Raw genomic sequence first — 17108 nt, 5'->3', positions numbered from 1 at the left:
ATTGGTTGTCGGAAAGCAGAAGTTTCCATTAAAATGGATTGGATTGATTTAAGCACACAAAGGGGGATGTGCTGGTTAATATGAAACATAAACTAAAAATGATGAAAATGTGTGGGCTTGGTGCCGCTGTAATGCTGTCACTTTATACCACCTCGGTTTGGGCCTTCACCATCGATGATGTCGCAAAACAAGCGAAAACATTAGCGGGCAAAAGCTACGAAGCACCGAAAAGCAATCTGCCATCGCTCTTCCGCGACATGAAATATGCGGACTATCAGCAGATCCAGTTCAATCATGACAAAGCCTACTGGAGCAAGTTAAAGACCCCATTTAAGCTTGAATTTTATCATCAGGGTATGTACTTCGACACCCCGGTTGCTATCAATGAAGTGACAGCAACAGCGGTTCATAAGATCAAGTACAACCCGGATTACTTTAATTTCGGTAATGTAAAACACGATAAAGACACCGTGAAAGATCTCGGCTTTGCCGGGTTCAAAGTGCTCTATCCGATCAACAGCAAAGATAAGAACGACGAAATTGTCAGCATGCTCGGAGCGAGTTATTTCCGTGTGATTGGCTCAGGTCAGGTTTATGGCCTGTCTGCTCGTGGTTTGGCAATTGATACTGCTTTGCCTTCTGGCGAAGAGTTCCCACGTTTCCGTGAATACTGGATTGAACGCCCGAAAGCTGGCGATAAAACGCTGACCCTTTATGCGTTGCTCGACTCCCCACGTGCAACGGGTGCGTATCGCTTTGTGATTACCCCAGGGCGTGACACCGTCGTTAACGTGCAGTCGAAAGTTTATCTGCGCGATAAAGTCGGCAAACTGGGCGTGGCACCATTGACCAGTATGTTCCTGTTTGGGCCAAACCAGCCGTCACCTGCTACGAACTTCCGTCCTGAATTGCATGACTCCAACGGTCTGTCTATTCATGCTGGAAACGGTGAGTGGATTTGGCGTCCGTTGAACAACCCGAAACACCTGGCTGTCAGCTCGTTTGCGACAGAAAACCCAGTTGGATTCGGTTTGCTGCAACGTGGCCGTCAGTTCTCTCGCTTTGAAGATTTAGACGATCGTTACGATCAGCGCCCAAGTGCCTGGGTTGCGCCACAAGGTGATTGGGGTAAAGGTCGCGTCGAGCTGGTGGAAATCCCAACCAATGACGAAACCAACGACAACATCGTTGCTTACTGGACACCGGATCAACTGCCGGAACCAGGCAAAGAGATGAACTTTAAGTACACCATTACCTTTAGTCGTGACGAAGACAAAATGCATGCGCCTGATAACGCATACGTTGCGCAGACTCGTCGCTCAACAGGTGATGTGAAACAGTCAAATCTGATTCGTCAGCCTGACGGCACGATTGCGTTTGTTGTGGATTATATCGGTGCGGACATGAAAAAATTGCCGCAAGATACGCCGGTAACCGCGCAAACCAGCATTGGTGACAACGGTGAAATTGTTGACAGCCAGGTACGTTATAACCCGGTCACTAAAGGCTGGCGTTTGACCGTACGTGTGAAAGTCAAAGACGACAAGAAGCCGACTGAAATGCGTGCAGCGCTGGTCAATGGTGACCAAACGTTGAGCGAAACCTGGAGCTACCAGCTACCTGCCAATGAATAAGATTACTGATACTGCGTCTGATTACATTGATGCACTTGCGCTTTCTGCTGAGCAGAAGGCGGCGCTTCCTGCATCGAGTCTGCAAGCGGTGCACGAGGCGCTCGACGCGCAAGGGCACCACTGTGAAAGAGCTGATGATTCCCCTTTAGCTTCGGTAAAGGCCCGGCTCGAAATGAGCTGGCCTGGATCGCTCGGTGGTGAACAGCTGATCGAGGATGAAGAAGGGCGCACTCAGTTGCAGGCGATGCCAAAAGCAACGCGTTCTTCTATGTTCCCCGATCCGTGGCGCACTAACCCGATTGGTCGTTTCTGGGACCGTTTACGTGGGCGTGAAGTTAACCCTCGCTACATGTCGAAAGAAGAGGCTGAAGCCGAGCAGAAATGGCGTACCGTCGGGACTATCCGCCGTTACATCCTGTTGCTGCTGACCATTGCTCAGACTGTGGTTGCAACCTGGTACATGAAGACCATTCTTCCCTACCAGGGTTGGGCGCTGATTAATCCTTCCGATATGATCGGCCAGGATTTGTGGGTGTCCTTCATGCAACTGCTGCCGTACGTGTTGCAAACCGGCATCTTGATCCTGTTTGCGATTCTGTTCTGTTGGGTATCAGCCGGTTTCTGGACCGCGCTGATGGGCTTCCTGCAACTGCTGATGGGCAAAGATAAATACAGTATCTCTGCTTCAACCGTCGGCGATGAGCCTATTGATCCGGCGAACCGTACCGCGCTTATCATGCCAATCTGTAACGAAGACGTAGACCGTGTTTTTGCAGGTCTGCGTGCAACGTGGGAATCGGTAAAAGCAACGGGCCAACAGCAGCACTTTGACGTTTACATCCTGAGCGATAGCTACAACCCGGATATCTGTGTTGCCGAGCAAAAAGCCTGGATGGAGCTGATCAAAGAAGTGCAGGGCGAAGGGCAGATTTTCTATCGCCGTCGCCGCCGCCGCGTGAAGCGTAAAAGTGGCAACATCGATGACTTCTGTCGTCGCTGGGGCAACCAATACAGCTACATGGTGGTGTTGGATGCTGACTCCGTAATGAGTGGTGATTGCCTGACCAACCTGGTGCGCCTGATGAATGCTAACCCGAATGCGGGCATTATTCAGTCTTCACCTAAAGCGTCTGGCATGGACACCCTGTATGCGCGTTGCCAGCAGTTTGCGACACGCGTTTACGGGCCACTGTTTACGGCGGGTCTGCACTTCTGGCAGTTGGGAGAATCCCACTACTGGGGTCACAATGCGATCATCCGCGTTAAGCCGTTCATCGAGCACTGTGCGTTAGCACCGCTGCCAGGTGAAGGTTCATTCGCCGGTTCCATCCTGTCGCATGACTTCGTCGAAGCCGCTTTGATGCGCCGTGCAGGTTGGGGCGTGTGGATTGCCTATGACTTGCCGGGTTCTTATGAAGAACTGCCACCGAACTTGTTGGACGAACTCAAGCGTGACCGCCGTTGGTGCCACGGTAACTTGATGAACTTCCGTCTGTTCCTGGTAAAAGGCATGCACCCGGTTCACCGTGCGGTATTCCTGACTGGCGTAATGTCGTATTTGTCCGCGCCGTTGTGGTTTATGTTCCTCGCGTTATCGACTGCCTTGCAGGTGGTACACGCGCTGACGGAACCGCAATACTTCCTGCAACCGCGCCAGTTGTTCCCGGTGTGGCCGCAGTGGCGTCCGGAGTTGGCGATCGCACTGTTTGCTTCGACCATGGTGTTGCTGTTCCTGCCGAAGCTACTGAGCATCATTTTGATTTGGTGCAAAGGCTCGAAAGAGTTCGGTGGCTTCTTCCGCGTAACGGCGTCTCTGTTGCTTGAAGTGCTGTTCTCAGTGCTGCTGGCTCCGGTGCGCATGCTGTTCCACACCGTATTTGTGGTCAGCGCGTTCCTCGGTTGGGAAGTGGTATGGAATTCACCGCAGCGTGATGATGACTCCACACCATGGGGCGAAGCGTTTATGCGCCACGGTTCTCAGCTTCTGTTGGGTCTGGTATGGGCAGTGGGAATGGCGTGGCTGGATTTACGCTTCCTGTTCTGGCTTGCGCCAATCGTGTTCTCGCTGATCCTGTCGCCGTTTGTTTCGGTGCTGTCGAGCCGCGCGACACTCGGTTTGCGTACCAAGCGCTGGAAACTGTTCCTGATCCCGGAAGAGTATTCTCCTCCGCAGGTGCTGGTGGATACGGACAACTACCTGAAGCTTAACCGCAGCCGTACGCTGGATGATGGCTTTATGCACGCAGTGTTTAACCCGTCGTTTAATGCTTTGGCAACCGCCATGGCCACTGCGCGTCACCGCGCAAGCCAGGTGCTGGAAATCGCCCGTGACCGTCACGTTGAGCAGGCGCTGAACGAAACGCCTGATAAACTCAATCGCGACCGTCGTCTGGTGTTGTTAAGCGATCCGGTAACGATGTCTCGCCTGCATTATCGCGTGTGGTCGAACCCGGAGCGTTATTCCTCCTGGGTGGATAGCTACAAAACGGTGAGCCTGAACCCTGAGGCTCTGCCGACGAAGTAATGCGCAATACGCGTTATCAATGCCGACCTTCGGGTCGGCATTTTTTTGCGCTCAGGCCGACGGCGGTTATACTCAGCCGGAAAAACAGGAGAGACAATTTGTTAAGAGTGATGGTTGTGATAGCGATGGCGTGCGCACTGAGCGGTTGCGGCAGTATTATCAGCCGTGCAGTTCCGGGGCAGGGACATGGTAATCAGTATTACCCCGGTGTGCAGTGGGATGTGCGTGACAGCGCATGGCGCTATATTACCGTGCTCGATTTACCGTTTTCTCTGGTATTCGACACGCTATTATTGCCCATTGATGCCAGCCACGGGCCTTACGAATAGGTGTTATCTTTCATCCCATTCATCAGCCGCAGTCTGCCCTTCCTCGGTATCCAGAGGCGGCTCAAGTTGAAATTCACCTTCATCCCATTCATGTAGCGTATTTTCTTCAATCCATTCCTGACGTAACTCGATTTCATCGTAGTCACCATCGAAGACACTTTGCGCAGCCTCACCGCTGACCATCGGCAAACATTCCCCATCCTCGCTGTCATCAGCGAAGAACTCGGCCTGCCACATAATATCGCCGTCCTGAAGAATGTATTTCTGAATGTTCAGCTGCGAAACGCTGGCACTCTCTTCATCAAGCTCAGGGTTGTCTACAAGGAAAAGCTCGCGTGCGGCATCAATCGCCTCTTCTAGCGTCGCATACAGACTCATACTCATCTCCTTTTGTTACTGGTCAGGGAGCGCGCTACAGCGCATTTTCAAGTTAATTGTTGACGCTGTTTGCAAAGTTGCAAGTATGAGATTTAATCCTCGTCGTACTTCGAGGATTAGGGCGTTAATCCTCCAAAACACGGGCGCGATCGGTCGGGCGGCGCAGACTAATCCATGAGTAAAGCGCATTGAAGAGGACGACGCAGGCGGTGACTAAAAACACCGTGCGGAAGCCATAGCTGGCTGAAACAGCCGCCCCGATTAACGGGCCGGTGACGTTGCCAATATCGCGGAAGGACTGGTTGTAGCTAAAGATACGCCCGGCAATTTGATTGCTGGAGTTGTAAATAAGCAGGGTTTGAACGGCAGGAAGCAGTGCGCCATCAGCCGCACCGAGCAGGAAACGCAATATGCCCAATTGTAAAGGCGTTTGAACCATCGACATTGGGATCAGCAGCAGCACTGAAATCACCAGCGCACAAATTAAAATTCTCTCAGGGCCGATTCTGTCACCCAGTTTCCCCAGTCGCGGCGCACTAATCAATGCTGCAACACCCGGCACCGAGGCAATCATGCCGCTGATAAAGGCCAGGTTGCTGACATTCCCCGCCAGCTCACGCACATACAACGTCAGAATCGGTGCAATCGAACCGGTCGCCACCTGAATAATCATCGTTGTGACAAACAGACTCAGCACCAGTTTTGGGTTTTTCAGCGAGGTGAGCACCTGGCGTGCGTGTAGCATGTCTTTCTTGTGAACCGGAGTAAATTGCTCGCGAATACAAAAAAGTGTGAAAACGAAGCAGGTAAACAGCACGGCCGCTGTAATGAAAAATACCGGACGCAGACCATAGGTATCCGCCAGAAAACCGCCGATCATCGGCCCGAGTAATGCACCGCTTACGCCACCCGTTGAAAGTGTGCCGAGCGCCCAACCGCTTTTATGACGGGGAACCTGGGTAGCAATCAGCGCGTTCGCGTTAGGGACAAATCCACCTAACAAACCGAGCAAGGCGCGCAGAGCTAAAAATTGCCAGATATTGCTCGCAAAGCCCATTAACACCATCACGATAGACATACCCAATGCGGAACGCAGCAGCATTATTTTGCGCCCTTTGCGGTCGGCAAGCCCTCCCCAAAACGGTGATGCTATCGCAGAGAACAGAAAGGTAATGCTGAAAACGATGCCCGACCACATATTCAGGGCGCTGTGGCCCGTCACACCAAGGTGTTCGACATACAGAGGAAGAAAAGGCATAACCAGGCTAAACGCGACGCCGGTCAGAAAACACCCAAGCCATGCGACGGTAAGATTTCGTTTCCAGTTGATAATGCTAGTGCTCTCGGGGAGAGTCATAAAACTCCAGTTCGGTGCAAAGAAGATGTGCTGAGGAATTATTACCTTGCTAATTATGCGCCTGTAAGCGGGAGGGAGGCAACGTTTCTGAAACCGTATTTTAGAACGAATTAGGGCGACTTAGCGTCGCCCTATGACTTAATCGAATAGAGAGAGATTAGTAGCGCGCAGGCACACCCTCAGGGCGTGTTTTGAAGCGGCGGTGCAGCCACATATATTGTTCAGGGGCCATCATGATGCATTGCTCGATGATTTTATTCATCCAGATTGCCGTGCCTTCCGGGGTTTCCAGCGGCGGGGAAAACTCAGCGGGGAGAATAATTAGCTCATACCCTTTGCCGTCCGGTTTGCGGCGTGGAACCATCGGGACAATCGCGGCACCTGACATACGTGCAAGAGTGTATGTCCCCATGGTGGTTGCCGCCTCATCGACGCCAAAGAACGGGACGAAAACACTGCCGCGCGGGCCGTAGTCGTGATCTGGCGCGTACCAGATGATTTCGCCCTGTTTAAGCGCACGAATCATCCCTTTGAGATCTTTGCGGTCAATCATGCTTTTGTTTGAACGCATCCGGCCCCAGGTTTGTAGCCAGTCAAGAAGGGGGTTGTCATTAGGGCGGTAAACACCGATGCCGGGCGTATTCATACCAAACATTCGCGCACCTAACTCAAGCGTCAGGAAATGAATACCGATCAGCAGCACGCCTCGTTTGGCCTCTTGCACCGCATGGATTTGGTCTACGCCGCTGACGTCACACCAGCGCTGAATACGCCAGGTTGGCCAGAACCAGGCAATGCCGGTTTCCATCAGGCCAAGACCCACGGACTCAAAATTTTTATCCAGATAGGACTCGCGCTCTTCTGCCGTTTTATGTGGGAAGGCGAGTTCAAGATTGCGACGGGTAATTCTGACGCGGCGTTTCATAAAACGCCTGGCGAGTTTGCCGAGGCCACGCCCAAGTCGGTAAATCACTGGGTAGGGGAGCAGGGTAATTAAATAAAGTAAGCCAATCCCAAACCAGATTCCCCAGTACCGGGGATGAAGCAAAGCGCGCGAGAATTGCGGTAAGTTCGTCATGTAAAACCTATAGTGACGGCAAATGCCGGATCTTCTTGAGTAAGACTATTGTGACACTAATTCGAAATCATCCAAAACTAACAGTAGCAGAGTGTCTGATATTGCACCGTTTGTTGGTTTGGTTGCGGATAAATGAGGAAAATGTAGCGTAAAATACAGGGATGTAAATTAACGTTAATTGCTTTATGATGCAGCCCACTTTTTTCCTGTCAACGATTGCCGAGCGAACACCATGCCAGTGTTACACAACCGCATATCGAATGATGAATTGCGCGTGCGCATGTTGGCTGAAACCGAGCCACGCACCACAATCTCATTCTATAAATATTTCACTATTGAAGAGCCTCAAACTACGCGCGACGCGCTTTATCTGGCGTTTACCGCGCTGAATGTTTTTGGCCGCGTGTATCTCGCACATGAAGGGATCAACGCGCAAATTAGCGTTCCGCAAAGTCGGGTCGATGCCTTCCGCGAAACACTTTACGGATTCCATCCTGCGCTCAATGGCGTGCGTCTGAATATTGCCCTTGAAGACGATGGAAAATCATTTTGGGTACTGCGCATGAAAGTGCGTGACCGTATCGTTGCTGATGGCATTGAGGACGCGTCATTTGATGCCAGCAATGTCGGCGCTTATCTGAAGGCCGCGGATGTTAACGCGATGCTCGACGATCCGGATGCCGTGTTTATCGACATGCGTAACCATTACGAATATGAAGTGGGCCATTTCCAGGATGCTATGGAAATTCCTGCGGACACATTTCGTGAACAGCTACCGAAAGCGGTCGATATGTTGCAGGACGACAAAGACAAAAAAATCGTCATGTATTGCACCGGTGGGATTCGTTGTGAAAAAGCCAGCGCCTGGATGCTGCATAACGGCTTCAAAAATGTTTATCACATCGAAGGTGGGATTATCGAATATGCGCGCCGTGCGCGTGAACAAGGTATCCCGGTGCGTTTTGTTGGCAAAAACTTTGTCTTCGACGAGCGTATGGGCGAGCGCATTTCTGATGATGTGATTGCCCACTGCCATCAGTGTGGGACAGCTTGCGATAGCCATACCAACTGCAAGAACGACGGCTGCCATCTGTTGTTTATTCAGTGCCCAGCTTGTGCTGAGAAGTATGCTGGATGCTGTAGTGACATTTGCCGCGAAGAGCTGGCGCTTACGCCAGAGGAACAACGTCGCCGACGTGCAGGCCGTGAGAATGGTAATAAGATTTTCAATAAATCCCGTGGGGTTTTGAACACCACATTAGGGATCCCTGATCCTGAGTGATCTGTGTGGGTGGATACAAACGTATCCACCCATGTTTATTATTTCAATGAATTAAAGCGTGAAAGGGAAAACGGCTTCAGGTCGAAGCTCGACGTGTTGCCCAGCGCAAACTGACAGGCGATTTCCCCCAGTACCGAAGCGAATTTAAAACCATGCCCGCTTAAGCCCGTGATGATCATCGTGTTGCCATGATCCGGAAGGGTATCAATAATAAAATCTTCATCTGGCGACATATCATATGTGCAGGCCGCGCCATGCATACAAACCCCGACGCCTGGCATTACCTGGCGTAAGAAGCTGAACACTTCGCTACCGTCAGTGGCAACGGCGCCAAATGGTTTGCGTTGCTGTGGCTCGCTAATAATCTGCCCGCCATCATGTTTGCCCAGTTTGAGTTCGTTATCTTCACCCGCCGGGAACCCGTAATACTGGCTGCCATCAGGCAATTGGGCGGTAAATGCGGGGAAGTTATTGCTTTCGCTATAGCGTCCATCAGCCTGGTGCCAGCTAAAGATTTTACGCACCGGCGTCACCGGCAATTCAGGCAGCAATTTTGTGACCCAGGTTCCGGCACTGACCAACAGTTTATCAGCGGTAAATTCACCCTCTGGCGTCTGAACCACGACACCTTCAGCGGTATGGCGAATGTCCGTCACCGGGCAGTTAAATAGTTGTGCGCAACCGCCCTGATTTGCCAGACGGATATAGGTTTTCACCGCCAGCTCGCTACGCAATACGCCAGAATCTGGCTCAAACAGGCCAAGATAATTTTCCGGCACCGTGATTTGCGGCCAGCGCGTCATTACTTCCTGAGCTGTTAGCGTCTCAAGCGGCAATGACCAGTTTTGTGCGCTGCTTTGTACCGTGGAGATAAACGTGGAATCTTCTGGCCCGAGATTAATCACACCGGTGCGATGGAACACTTTCTCACCGCTGATCTCCTGCAACGCATCCCAAAGTTTTTGTGCACGTAACACCAGCGGGACATATTTTTCCCCTTCACCATAAGCGTGGCGCATCAGACGTGTATCGCCATGATGGCTACCTTGCTGGTGGGGAGGATGGTGGCTATCAATCATTAACACGTTTAAACCGGAGTGAGTGGCATAGCACCCGGCGGCGGCGCCGACAGAACCACTACCGACAATGATAAGGTCATAATGCATGGTGCTTTTTCTTCCCTCTGGCAAAAATTAAATTATATAGCAGAGTAATTAATTCCTCGCGGGCTGACAATTAAGCGAGGCCTGAATAATAAAAAAGGCACCTCGACGGTGCCTTGCGTTATTTGGGTAGCATCGGCAATCAATGCTTACGATAATCGTTTACCTGGTAATCACTAGATTCAATCTTAGCAATGCCGGCTTCTAAAATAGAAATAAATTGCCGGGCAACATCCGTGGTCAGCCATAAAGTTTGACCGATTTCAGTTTCGTCGTTCTTTTGCGTATTCGAGGTCAGGTAGTGCAGGCGAAGCATCAGCGCGTCATAGCTATCTACGGTGCTGATGTCCCATCCGACTAAGGGATGGGTCTGGATAACATCACTATTTTTTTCCATCATAACCCCTTTTATACGTGTGTTTAAGACAACGGTTCGCGAGGTTTAATGCTTGTTTAATGTGAAGCCAGTTAAGTATATCAATGATTAAGCTAATTCGACGGAGAAATAAATACCCTGCAACACAATTTTTACATAAAAGCGTGTATTTGGACGATTTTTCAGCAGAAGGATGTTTGTTGATATCAGTGAAATCTGAGTTGTGAGCGGGAAGGGGAAATAATTAAAGAGTGAAATTTAAACAATAAAAAAAACCGGATGGCGACACCCGGCATAAAAAATAACGAGGGAAAATTATTTTGGTGATGGTATGAAAGCAGCGGTACAACGTTGAATTTGCCACTTCCAGGATGGTTTTTAATCCGCAGCAAACCAGTCGTCGGCGCTTTCCCAGGTCTCTTGCAATATTTCGCTAATACGATCGCGAGTTTCTTTGCTGGCCCCTAACACTGAAAGGTTGTTAGCAGCGGCATAACGCACCTGAACATGGCTTTCGTCTTCAGGATAATACTGGGTAATACGGCGTGAGAGTTCATTGGCAAGCGCATCAACAGCGCCTGGCGGCAGAGATGTAGTTTTGGCAATAGTGACTTCAATACGCATAATAGCCCCCTGTGCAATATACTGGATATTTATACAGTTATATTCTCAGGTATGCAACAGGGGGGCATTAAATTTTATTATTTTACTGACCAGTTGACTTGTTCGCCGGCAAGGAACGGTACGATGCTATCGTCAGAAGTCTCAATGATTTCTGGCATTTGTACCGGAGTACGCACCAGTTCGATGGTTTCTTCGTTAACCGGTAAACCGTAGAAACGTGGGCCATTCAGTGAAGTAAACGCTTCGAAATGCTGCATTGCATTCATTTCTTCGAAGACGGTCGCATAAGCGCCCAGTGCCGAAGGCGCGTTAAAGCAGCCTGCACAACCACAACTCGCTTCTTTACGGTGACGTGCGTGCGGGGCCGAATCCGTGCCGAGGAACACGCGGTCGCATCCGCTGGCAACCAGCTCACGTAACGCTTCCTGATGGACGCTGCGCTTTAAAATCGGCAGGCAATACAGGTGAGGGCGCACGCCGCCAACCAGCATATGGTTGCGGTTAAACATCAGGTGTTGCGGCGTGATGGTCGCGCCCAGCAAGGAGTTTCCTTCCTTCACATACTGTGCCGCGTCTTTGGTAGTGATGTGTTCAAACACCACTTTCAGTTCTGGCAGTTGTTTGCGCAGCGGTTCCATCACGGTTTCGATAAAGCGTGCTTCACGGTCGAAAATATCGATGTCTGCGTGAGTCACTTCACCGTGAATGAGTAAAGGCATGCCGATTTTTTGCATACGCTCAAGCACCGGTAAAATCGCGGCGGTGCTGGTCACGCCGTGGCTTGAGTTGGTTGTTGCGTTGGCAGGATAGAGTTTTGCCGCAGTAAACACGCCTTCGCTGAACCCGCGCTCAACTTCGTTCGGATCGAGAGAGTCGGTCAGGTAGCAGGTCATCAACGGCTCAAAATTATGCCCCTGAGGCGCCGCATCCAGAATGCGTTGACGATAAGCCATGGCGGCTTCAACCGTTGTCACAGGCGGCGCCAGATTTGGCATGACAATCGCGCGACCATAAATTTCGCTGGTATAAGGCACCACCGTTTTTAACATCTCACCATCACGAAGGTGAACATGCCAGTCGTCTGGGCGGCGAATTTTTAATACCTGAGGTAATACGGTCATGAAAGTGCTCCGGCGTAGGAAGGAAATAACGATGATTTATGCCGGGCACAAAGGATAAGCGCAAACGTTTAGCTTTGCACCCATTTCGTTGAGATTTTCACGGGGAGAAAGTGTTCTCCCCGTAGGAAACCAGATTACTCAGTGAAAGGAATCACAATCTCGCCGGGTTTAACTTCAATCCCTTTAGCGTATTTCTTAGCCAGTTTTTCGCCTGTGCTGTTGTCTTCACTCAAAATATAAGCGGGCTGCTGGTTAAAGTAATTCCGTAACGACTGATTCAGATAGGGAATCAGGGTCTGAACAATCGTCTTCATTTTTTCAGGCTCGACGGTGGCGTCTACCACTTCCATTTCCTGCAAATAAATAGCGCCTTGCTCTTTATTGAAGGTCGGTAAAGCCTTTAGTTTCAGCTTGATATTGGCTTTTTGGTTGCCGAAAAGCGACGTCATATCCAGATTAGCATCGCCCGTCAGGGTGATTTTGTTCGGCTCTTCACGGCCAATCGCACTGGCTAAATTGGTTAAAACAATATGAGCATCGGCAACACCTGGCAGGCCAATGTCCTTAGAGAAATTATTACGTTTATGCAGCGCCTGGTTGATTTCCTGTTCGCTGACGGTGTATTGCGTTAGCTGGTTACAACCCACCACTAATCCGCTCAGCATCAATGCTGCGGCTAACACTATCTTTTTCATGGAGTTCCTTAACATGCTGCTTTGGTCACAGATCCTGACATAAAGCATGATGTTCTACCAGCGCAGGCAGTGCTACAGGAAAAGGCTTAATTTTTTAGCGTTTCTGAACCAGAAGATAAAGGCGGGTGGAATTACCCGCCGTAGAGCCATTAACAATCTTTAGATCGCGTGAGATGACAGCAGATTAATTTGCGTCTGTTTGGCCATATTATCGCGATAGGCTGCGACCCGGCTTGGCCACTCAATTCCGGCAACCAGCGTCAGATTACGCAGCAGCGGGAACAAATGAATATCATCTTCTGACAGCTCGCCGTTAACGGCATTGGGTTGCACAATCAGCTTATCGAGCTTGCGCAAATCATCGCTGATTTTCTTGATAAGACCCGGTGAATGCGTCAGAAGATCGGCAAAGGAACCGATCATCGCCTCTTTCTTTTTGGTGAAATAAGCACGCGCTTCGGGTGTGGCAAACTCATCGAATGGCGCTTTCGCAATGCGGGGTATCGTCAGTTGCTGAACATAGCTCTGCACATGGCGCAGCCACTCGGAAATCGCGGCGTTAGTGCTGCCAGTAATTAACGGTTCGCCATCGAGTTTATCGACGTAATGCACGATATCCATGCTTTCGGGTAGATAACGGCTATCGTCTTTTTGCAGGATTGGCGCCATTTTCTTGCCAATCATTTTTGTCGGGGTAGCTTCGTCGTCGTTTAACAAGACTTTTAGCTCGATGGGGATGTTCTTTAAGCCAAAAATCATGCGTGCTTTAAGGCAGAAAGGGCAGTGATCGTAAATATAAAGCTTCACGTTACTCCTCCATATCAATCGTCAGGAAAAATCCGTCAATTTTTGAGTATGGAGGAGAATACCAGGGGCTGCAAACTAGTTGCCCGGTTCAAGCATCGAGGGTTCAACCGGTTTCGTGCTGAACTGCCACCACAGCGCGAAAAGCGTAATGATGCCAATAATCGCCAACATCACCCACGGAAGTTCCGGCTGATTAATGCTTTTCCCTGCGTCATACAGCCACCCGCCGCCCGCATAACCGAATGCGCCACCGATGGCCAGGCCCAGCCGACTGAACCCCATATAACTGCCGCGAGCGCGTGAATCAGCGAGCGACGCGCTCAGCGTTTCGCGAGCCGGTTCGGCAATAATGGAGCCAATGTAAAACACGCAAATCAGGGTAAACAGCTGCTGAAGGTTGCTGCTTAAACCCATAGGCAACATCGCCAGCGACATCAGCAACAAACCGGCCATCAAACGCTGCTCAAGGCGAAAGCGTTTTTCGCTCCAGCGAGCAATTGGGTACAGCAGCGTTAACGAGAGCGCCGCTTCAATGGCGTACATCCATTTCACTGCGGCAGGCGTCCCGGCAATTTCGTTGACCATAATCGGCAGCATCAACATTACCTGCACCGCTAACATGTAATAGCCTGCCAGCGTCAGAACATAAGTGATGAAGCGTTTGTCACGCAGCACACGACCCATGCCTTCCAGCATCGGTGTGCGAATAGTAGAAAGTTTATAAGCAGGCAGCAGCCAGGCATTGACGCCTGCGCAAATGACAAACATCACGGCGCCTACAGCACACACCAGACGGAAATCATATTGCAGCAACCAGCTTCCAAGCAGGGCGCCAATCACCGCCCCGGCGCTGTCTTGCATCATCAATATTGAGAAGAAACGGCCACGCTGATGTGGGCGCACCAGCTTTACCACCAGGGCTGCGCGTGGAGGGTCAAACAACGTCCCGCCAATGGCGGAGATAAAACATGACAACCACAACACCCACGGCTCATGCGCGATACCCATCAGCGCAAAACCGACGGCGCGCAGCAGCATTCCGGTCACGATCATTGGTTTGGCGCCAAGTTTATCGGCGATAGCCCCGCCAAATATTCCCAGCCCTTGCTGTGTTAATTGGCGCAGGCCGAGCGCAATGCCCACCATTAATGCGGCCCAACCCATTTGGTCAACAAAGCGAATGGAAATAAGAGGGAAAACCACGAAGAAGCCTAATACCACTAGCATATTATCGAGCAATAAGAAGTATTTACCCAGGCTCCTGGCCTGCGCGACCCGCGCCATCTCCCCTCCAGGGAACTTTAAAAGTGTGACTAACTTCTATTCTCTACTGCTCTCAGGGTTTTTGACAGGGAGCCACGCGACAATATTTTTTTATCAATCTGGCGCTTTGATTGAACTCATTAATCGAAAAAAGTATGACCTGATGAAAAATCTGCATGTTGTTGTTTTCCTTCCGTCGCCAGGCGCAGGTATAGTAATTAAGTTGCCTAAGAAAAATGTGGGATGTGAGGAGTAGGGTGAACATGTTTGGCTACCGCAGTAACCTGCCCAAAGTACGCTTAACAACCGACCGCCTGGTGGTGCGTCTGGTGTATGAGCGCGATGCATGGCGTCTGGCTGATTATTACGCTGAAAACCGCCAGTTCCTGAAACCGTGGGAGCCGATTCGTGACGACAGCCATTGCTACCCTTCCGGTTGGCAGGCGCGGTTGGGCATGATTGGTGAGATGCACAAAACGGGCAGCGCTTACTACTTTGCGCTGCTTGATCCAGAAGAAAAAGAGATTCGTGGCGTTGCCAATTTCTCCAACGTGGTGCGTGGCTCTTTTCATGCTTGTTATCTCGGCTACTCGCTGGGCGAGAAATGGCAGGGACAGGGCATGATGTTTGAAGCGTTGACTACGGCCATCCGTTACATGCAACGCAGCCAGCATATTCACCGCATCATGGCGAACTATATGCCGCACAACCAGCGCAGCGGCGACCTCCTTGCCCGCCTCGGTTTTGAAAAAGAAGGCTATGCCAAAGAGTATTTACTGATTGATGGAGTCTGGCGCGACCATGTGTTGACTGCATTGACTACCAAAGAATGGACCCCTGGCCGTTAAGGACGAGAAATGAAATATCAGTTAACTGCGGTTGAAGCGCGAGTTGTGGGTAGTCTGATGGAAAAGCAGGTGACGACTCCCGAACAATATCCGATGTCGGTGAACGGCGTGGTGACGGCATGTAACCAGAAAACCAACCGCGAACCCGTTATGGAATTAAAAGAACATGACGTTCAGGACACGCTGGATTCGCTGGTAAAACGCCACTTTCTGCGCACCCTCAGCGGGTTTGGCAACCGAGTCACCAAATACGAGCAACGTTTCTGCAATTCTGAATTTGGTAATCTCAAACTCTCGGCTGCCGAAGTCGCCGTTGTGACCACTTTGCTGCTGCGCGGGGCGCAAACACCGGGTGAATTACGCACACGCGCCGCCAGAATGTTTGAATTTACCGATATGGCACAGGTGGAAGCGACGCTCGAAAATCTGGCTAATCGCGAAGATGGCCCGTTTGTAGTGCGTTTACCGCGCGAACCTGGCAAGCGTGAAAGTCGCTATATGCATCTTTTCAGTGGCGAGGTTGATGCCTCTGAACTGGCAGCGTCCCAAAGTACTGCGCAGCCCACAGAAGATTTAACGGCCCGCGTCGAACAACTTGAAAGTGAAGTTGCCGAGCTTAAGCAACGCCTGGATTCACTGCTCGCACATCTTGGGGATTAATTAATGACAAAACTTCGCGTCGGCGTGGTTGGTTTGGGCGGGATTGCGCAAAAAGCGTGGCTGCCGGTATTAACACAAGCGGATGACTGGACATTTCAAGGGGCATTTTCTCCAACCCAGGCTAAAGCGCAAAAGGTTTGCGATGCGTATCGCATTCCCTATGTTTCCTCAATTTCAGAGCTGGCCGCGCAGTGTGATGCGGTATTCGTCCACAGCGCCACCAGCAGCCATTACGCGGTCGTCAGCGAATTATTGCAGGCGGGCGTTAACGTTTGTGTCGATAAGCCTCTGGCTGAAAATCTTGCTGATGCCGAACGTTTGGTAGAAATGGCACATCGCCAGAAACGCACGTTAATGGTCGGTTTTAACCGCCGCTTCTCTCCGCTGTATCAGGATCTGAAAGCGAAACTGGCGACTGGCGCGTCGTTGCGAATGGACAAACACCGTGCGGATAGCGTCGGGCCAAACGATCTGCGTTTTACGTTGCTGGATGATTACCTGCACGTCGTTGATACGGCCTTGTGGCTTGGTGGGCGTGAAGCACAATTGCAAAGCGGCACCTTGCAGACCAACGATCAGGGGCAAATGCTGTTTGCTGAACATCACTTTGCCAGCGGTAATCTGCAAATCACCACCAGTATGCATCGCCGTGCGGGAAGCCAGCGCGAATGGGTGCAGGCGGTGACAGACGGCGGTTTATTCGATGTGACCGATATGCGCGAATGGCGTGAAGAGTGCGGCAGTGGCGTGGTACATCGCCCAATCCCTGGCTGGCAAACCACCCTCGAGCAGCGAGGATTTGTCGGTTGCGCGCACCATTTCCTTGAAAGTGTGGCAAATCAGACGGTTCCTGAAACCGCAGGCGAGCAAGCGTTGATGGCGCAGCGCGTGGTTGAGAAACTGTGGCGTGATGCGATGAGCGAATAACACGAGTGCTATTTAAATAGAGTATCGGTAGACTACGCGCCT

The 17108-nt window shown here is 51.0% G+C and carries 17 protein-coding genes; 7 read left to right on the top strand and 10 right to left on the bottom strand.

Annotation, left to right across the window (positions count from 1 at the left end; translation table 11 throughout):
* Positions 1-98: 98 nt before the first annotated feature.
* From mdoG to DY231_RS15090, 3 genes are all read left to right on the top strand, one after another.
* Positions 99-1634, top strand: a complete 1536-nt coding sequence (gene mdoG / locus DY231_RS15100; RefSeq protein ID WP_115631858.1) for a glucans biosynthesis protein MdoG — start codon at positions 99-101, stop codon at positions 1632-1634.
* On the top strand, positions 1627-4158 hold the full coding sequence (mdoH, locus tag DY231_RS15095) for a glucans biosynthesis glucosyltransferase MdoH (RefSeq protein ID WP_115629619.1): 2532 nt from the start codon (positions 1627-1629) through the stop codon (positions 4156-4158). Before mdoG ends, mdoH begins: the two co-directional genes overlap by 8 nt.
* Before the next feature lie 110 nt (positions 4159-4268).
* Positions 4269-4487: a YceK/YidQ family lipoprotein gene (locus tag DY231_RS15090; protein WP_115629617.1), complete on the top strand. Its 219-nt coding sequence runs from the start codon at positions 4269-4271 to the stop codon at positions 4485-4487.
* 3 nt (positions 4488-4490) lie between these two features.
* Here DY231_RS15090 and DY231_RS15085 read toward each other — a convergent pair whose 3' ends face one another.
* The 3 genes from DY231_RS15085 to DY231_RS15075 form a co-directional block, all read right to left on the bottom strand.
* Positions 4491-4865: a MysB family protein gene (locus tag DY231_RS15085; RefSeq protein ID WP_034494480.1), complete on the bottom strand. Its 375-nt coding sequence runs from the start codon at positions 4863-4865 to the stop codon at positions 4491-4493.
* A gap of 124 nt (positions 4866-4989) precedes the next feature.
* Complete coding sequence (gene mdtG, locus DY231_RS15080; RefSeq protein ID WP_115629615.1) at positions 4990-6222, bottom strand: multidrug efflux MFS transporter MdtG; 1233 nt, start codon at positions 6220-6222, stop codon at positions 4990-4992.
* 157 nt (positions 6223-6379) lie between these two features.
* Positions 6380-7300, bottom strand: a complete 921-nt coding sequence (locus DY231_RS15075; RefSeq protein ID WP_115629613.1) for a Kdo(2)-lipid IV(A) acyltransferase — start codon at positions 7298-7300, stop codon at positions 6380-6382.
* Between the two features lie 232 nt (positions 7301-7532).
* Between DY231_RS15075 and trhO the strand changes: the two genes are divergently transcribed.
* A complete protein-coding gene (gene trhO / locus DY231_RS15070) occupies positions 7533-8582 on the top strand; it encodes an oxygen-dependent tRNA uridine(34) hydroxylase TrhO (protein WP_115629610.1) in 1050 nt (349 codons plus the stop codon).
* Between the two features lie 38 nt (positions 8583-8620).
* On the opposite strand, the gene solA is transcribed toward trhO, so the two are convergent.
* The 7 genes from solA to mdtH form a co-directional block, all read right to left on the bottom strand.
* On the bottom strand, positions 8621-9748 hold the full coding sequence (gene solA, locus DY231_RS15065) for an N-methyl-L-tryptophan oxidase (protein WP_115629608.1): 1128 nt from the start codon (positions 9746-9748) through the stop codon (positions 8621-8623).
* Between the two features lie 139 nt (positions 9749-9887).
* A complete protein-coding gene (gene bssS, locus DY231_RS15060; RefSeq protein WP_034494486.1) occupies positions 9888-10142 on the bottom strand; it encodes a biofilm formation regulator BssS in 255 nt (84 codons plus the stop codon).
* Positions 10143-10499: 357 nt separating this feature from the next.
* A complete protein-coding gene (gene dinI, locus DY231_RS15055) occupies positions 10500-10745 on the bottom strand; it encodes a DNA damage-inducible protein I (protein WP_034494488.1) in 246 nt (81 codons plus the stop codon).
* Between the two features lie 77 nt (positions 10746-10822).
* A complete protein-coding gene (gene pyrC / locus DY231_RS15050) occupies positions 10823-11866 on the bottom strand; it encodes a dihydroorotase (RefSeq protein ID WP_115629606.1) in 1044 nt (347 codons plus the stop codon).
* Between the two features lie 134 nt (positions 11867-12000).
* A complete protein-coding gene (locus DY231_RS15045; RefSeq protein WP_034494492.1) occupies positions 12001-12561 on the bottom strand; it encodes a lipoprotein in 561 nt (186 codons plus the stop codon).
* A 159-nt stretch (positions 12562-12720) separates the two neighbouring features.
* Positions 12721-13368 (bottom strand): glutaredoxin 2, encoded by a 648-nt coding sequence (gene grxB / locus DY231_RS15040; RefSeq protein ID WP_034494493.1) that lies wholly within the window; start codon positions 13366-13368, stop codon positions 12721-12723.
* Positions 13369-13443: 75 nt separating this feature from the next.
* Positions 13444-14652 (bottom strand): multidrug efflux MFS transporter MdtH, encoded by a 1209-nt coding sequence (mdtH, locus tag DY231_RS15035; RefSeq protein ID WP_115629604.1) that lies wholly within the window; start codon positions 14650-14652, stop codon positions 13444-13446.
* Positions 14653-14894: 242 nt separating this feature from the next.
* Here mdtH and rimJ point away from each other — a divergent pair, with 242 nt between their 5' ends.
* From rimJ to DY231_RS15020, 3 genes are read left to right on the top strand one after another with little or no spacing between them, the layout of a single operon-like run.
* The gene (gene rimJ / locus DY231_RS15030) at positions 14895-15479 is read left to right on the top strand and encodes a ribosomal protein S5-alanine N-acetyltransferase (protein WP_115629602.1); all 585 of its coding nucleotides are present in this window, start codon (positions 14895-14897) and stop codon (positions 15477-15479) included.
* A 9-nt stretch (positions 15480-15488) separates the two neighbouring features.
* Entirely contained in the window at positions 15489-16139 is a 651-nt protein-coding gene (locus DY231_RS15025) for a YceH family protein (protein WP_115629600.1), read from the top strand.
* A 3-nt stretch (positions 16140-16142) separates the two neighbouring features.
* Positions 16143-17066, top strand: a complete 924-nt coding sequence (locus DY231_RS15020) for a Gfo/Idh/MocA family protein (RefSeq protein ID WP_115629598.1) — start codon at positions 16143-16145, stop codon at positions 17064-17066.
* Positions 17067-17108 lie beyond the last annotated feature (42 nt).

It is taken from the genome of Buttiauxella agrestis (assembly GCF_900446255.1).
GTDB lineage: Bacteria > Pseudomonadota > Gammaproteobacteria > Enterobacterales > Enterobacteriaceae > Buttiauxella > Buttiauxella agrestis.
The sequence above is the reverse complement of the archived record's forward strand: the minus strand, read 5'-3'. Positions and strand labels throughout refer to the sequence as shown.

Coding starts and splice junctions, on each gene's coding strand:
- mdoG (WP_115631858.1), top strand. CDS start 99: ATGATGAAAATGTGTGGGCTTGGTGCCGCTGTAATGCTGTCACTTTAT.
- DY231_RS15045 (WP_034494492.1), bottom strand. CDS start 12,561: ATGAAAAAGATAGTGTTAGCCGCAGCATTGATGCTGAGCGGATTAGTG.
- mdtG (WP_115629615.1), bottom strand. CDS start 6,222: ATGACTCTCCCCGAGAGCACTAGCATTATCAACTGGAAACGAAATCTT.
- rimJ (WP_115629602.1), top strand. CDS start 14,895: ATGTTTGGCTACCGCAGTAACCTGCCCAAAGTACGCTTAACAACCGAC.
- trhO (WP_115629610.1), top strand. CDS start 7,533: ATGCCAGTGTTACACAACCGCATATCGAATGATGAATTGCGCGTGCGC.
- mdtH (WP_115629604.1), bottom strand. CDS start 14,652: ATGGCGCGGGTCGCGCAGGCCAGGAGCCTGGGTAAATACTTCTTATTG.
- solA (WP_115629608.1), bottom strand. CDS start 9,748: ATGCATTATGACCTTATCATTGTCGGTAGTGGTTCTGTCGGCGCCGCC.
- DY231_RS15020 (WP_115629598.1), top strand. CDS start 16,143: ATGACAAAACTTCGCGTCGGCGTGGTTGGTTTGGGCGGGATTGCGCAA.
- DY231_RS15075 (WP_115629613.1), bottom strand. CDS start 7,300: ATGACGAACTTACCGCAATTCTCGCGCGCTTTGCTTCATCCCCGGTAC.
- DY231_RS15025 (WP_115629600.1), top strand. CDS start 15,489: ATGAAATATCAGTTAACTGCGGTTGAAGCGCGAGTTGTGGGTAGTCTG.
- DY231_RS15090 (WP_115629617.1), top strand. CDS start 4,269: ATGGTTGTGATAGCGATGGCGTGCGCACTGAGCGGTTGCGGCAGTATT.
- bssS (WP_034494486.1), bottom strand. CDS start 10,142: ATGGAAAAAAATAGTGATGTTATCCAGACCCATCCCTTAGTCGGATGG.
- mdoH (WP_115629619.1), top strand. CDS start 1,627: ATGAATAAGATTACTGATACTGCGTCTGATTACATTGATGCACTTGCG.
- pyrC (WP_115629606.1), bottom strand. CDS start 11,866: ATGACCGTATTACCTCAGGTATTAAAAATTCGCCGCCCAGACGACTGG.
- DY231_RS15085 (WP_034494480.1), bottom strand. CDS start 4,865: ATGAGTCTGTATGCGACGCTAGAAGAGGCGATTGATGCCGCACGCGAG.
- dinI (WP_034494488.1), bottom strand. CDS start 10,745: ATGCGTATTGAAGTCACTATTGCCAAAACTACATCTCTGCCGCCAGGC.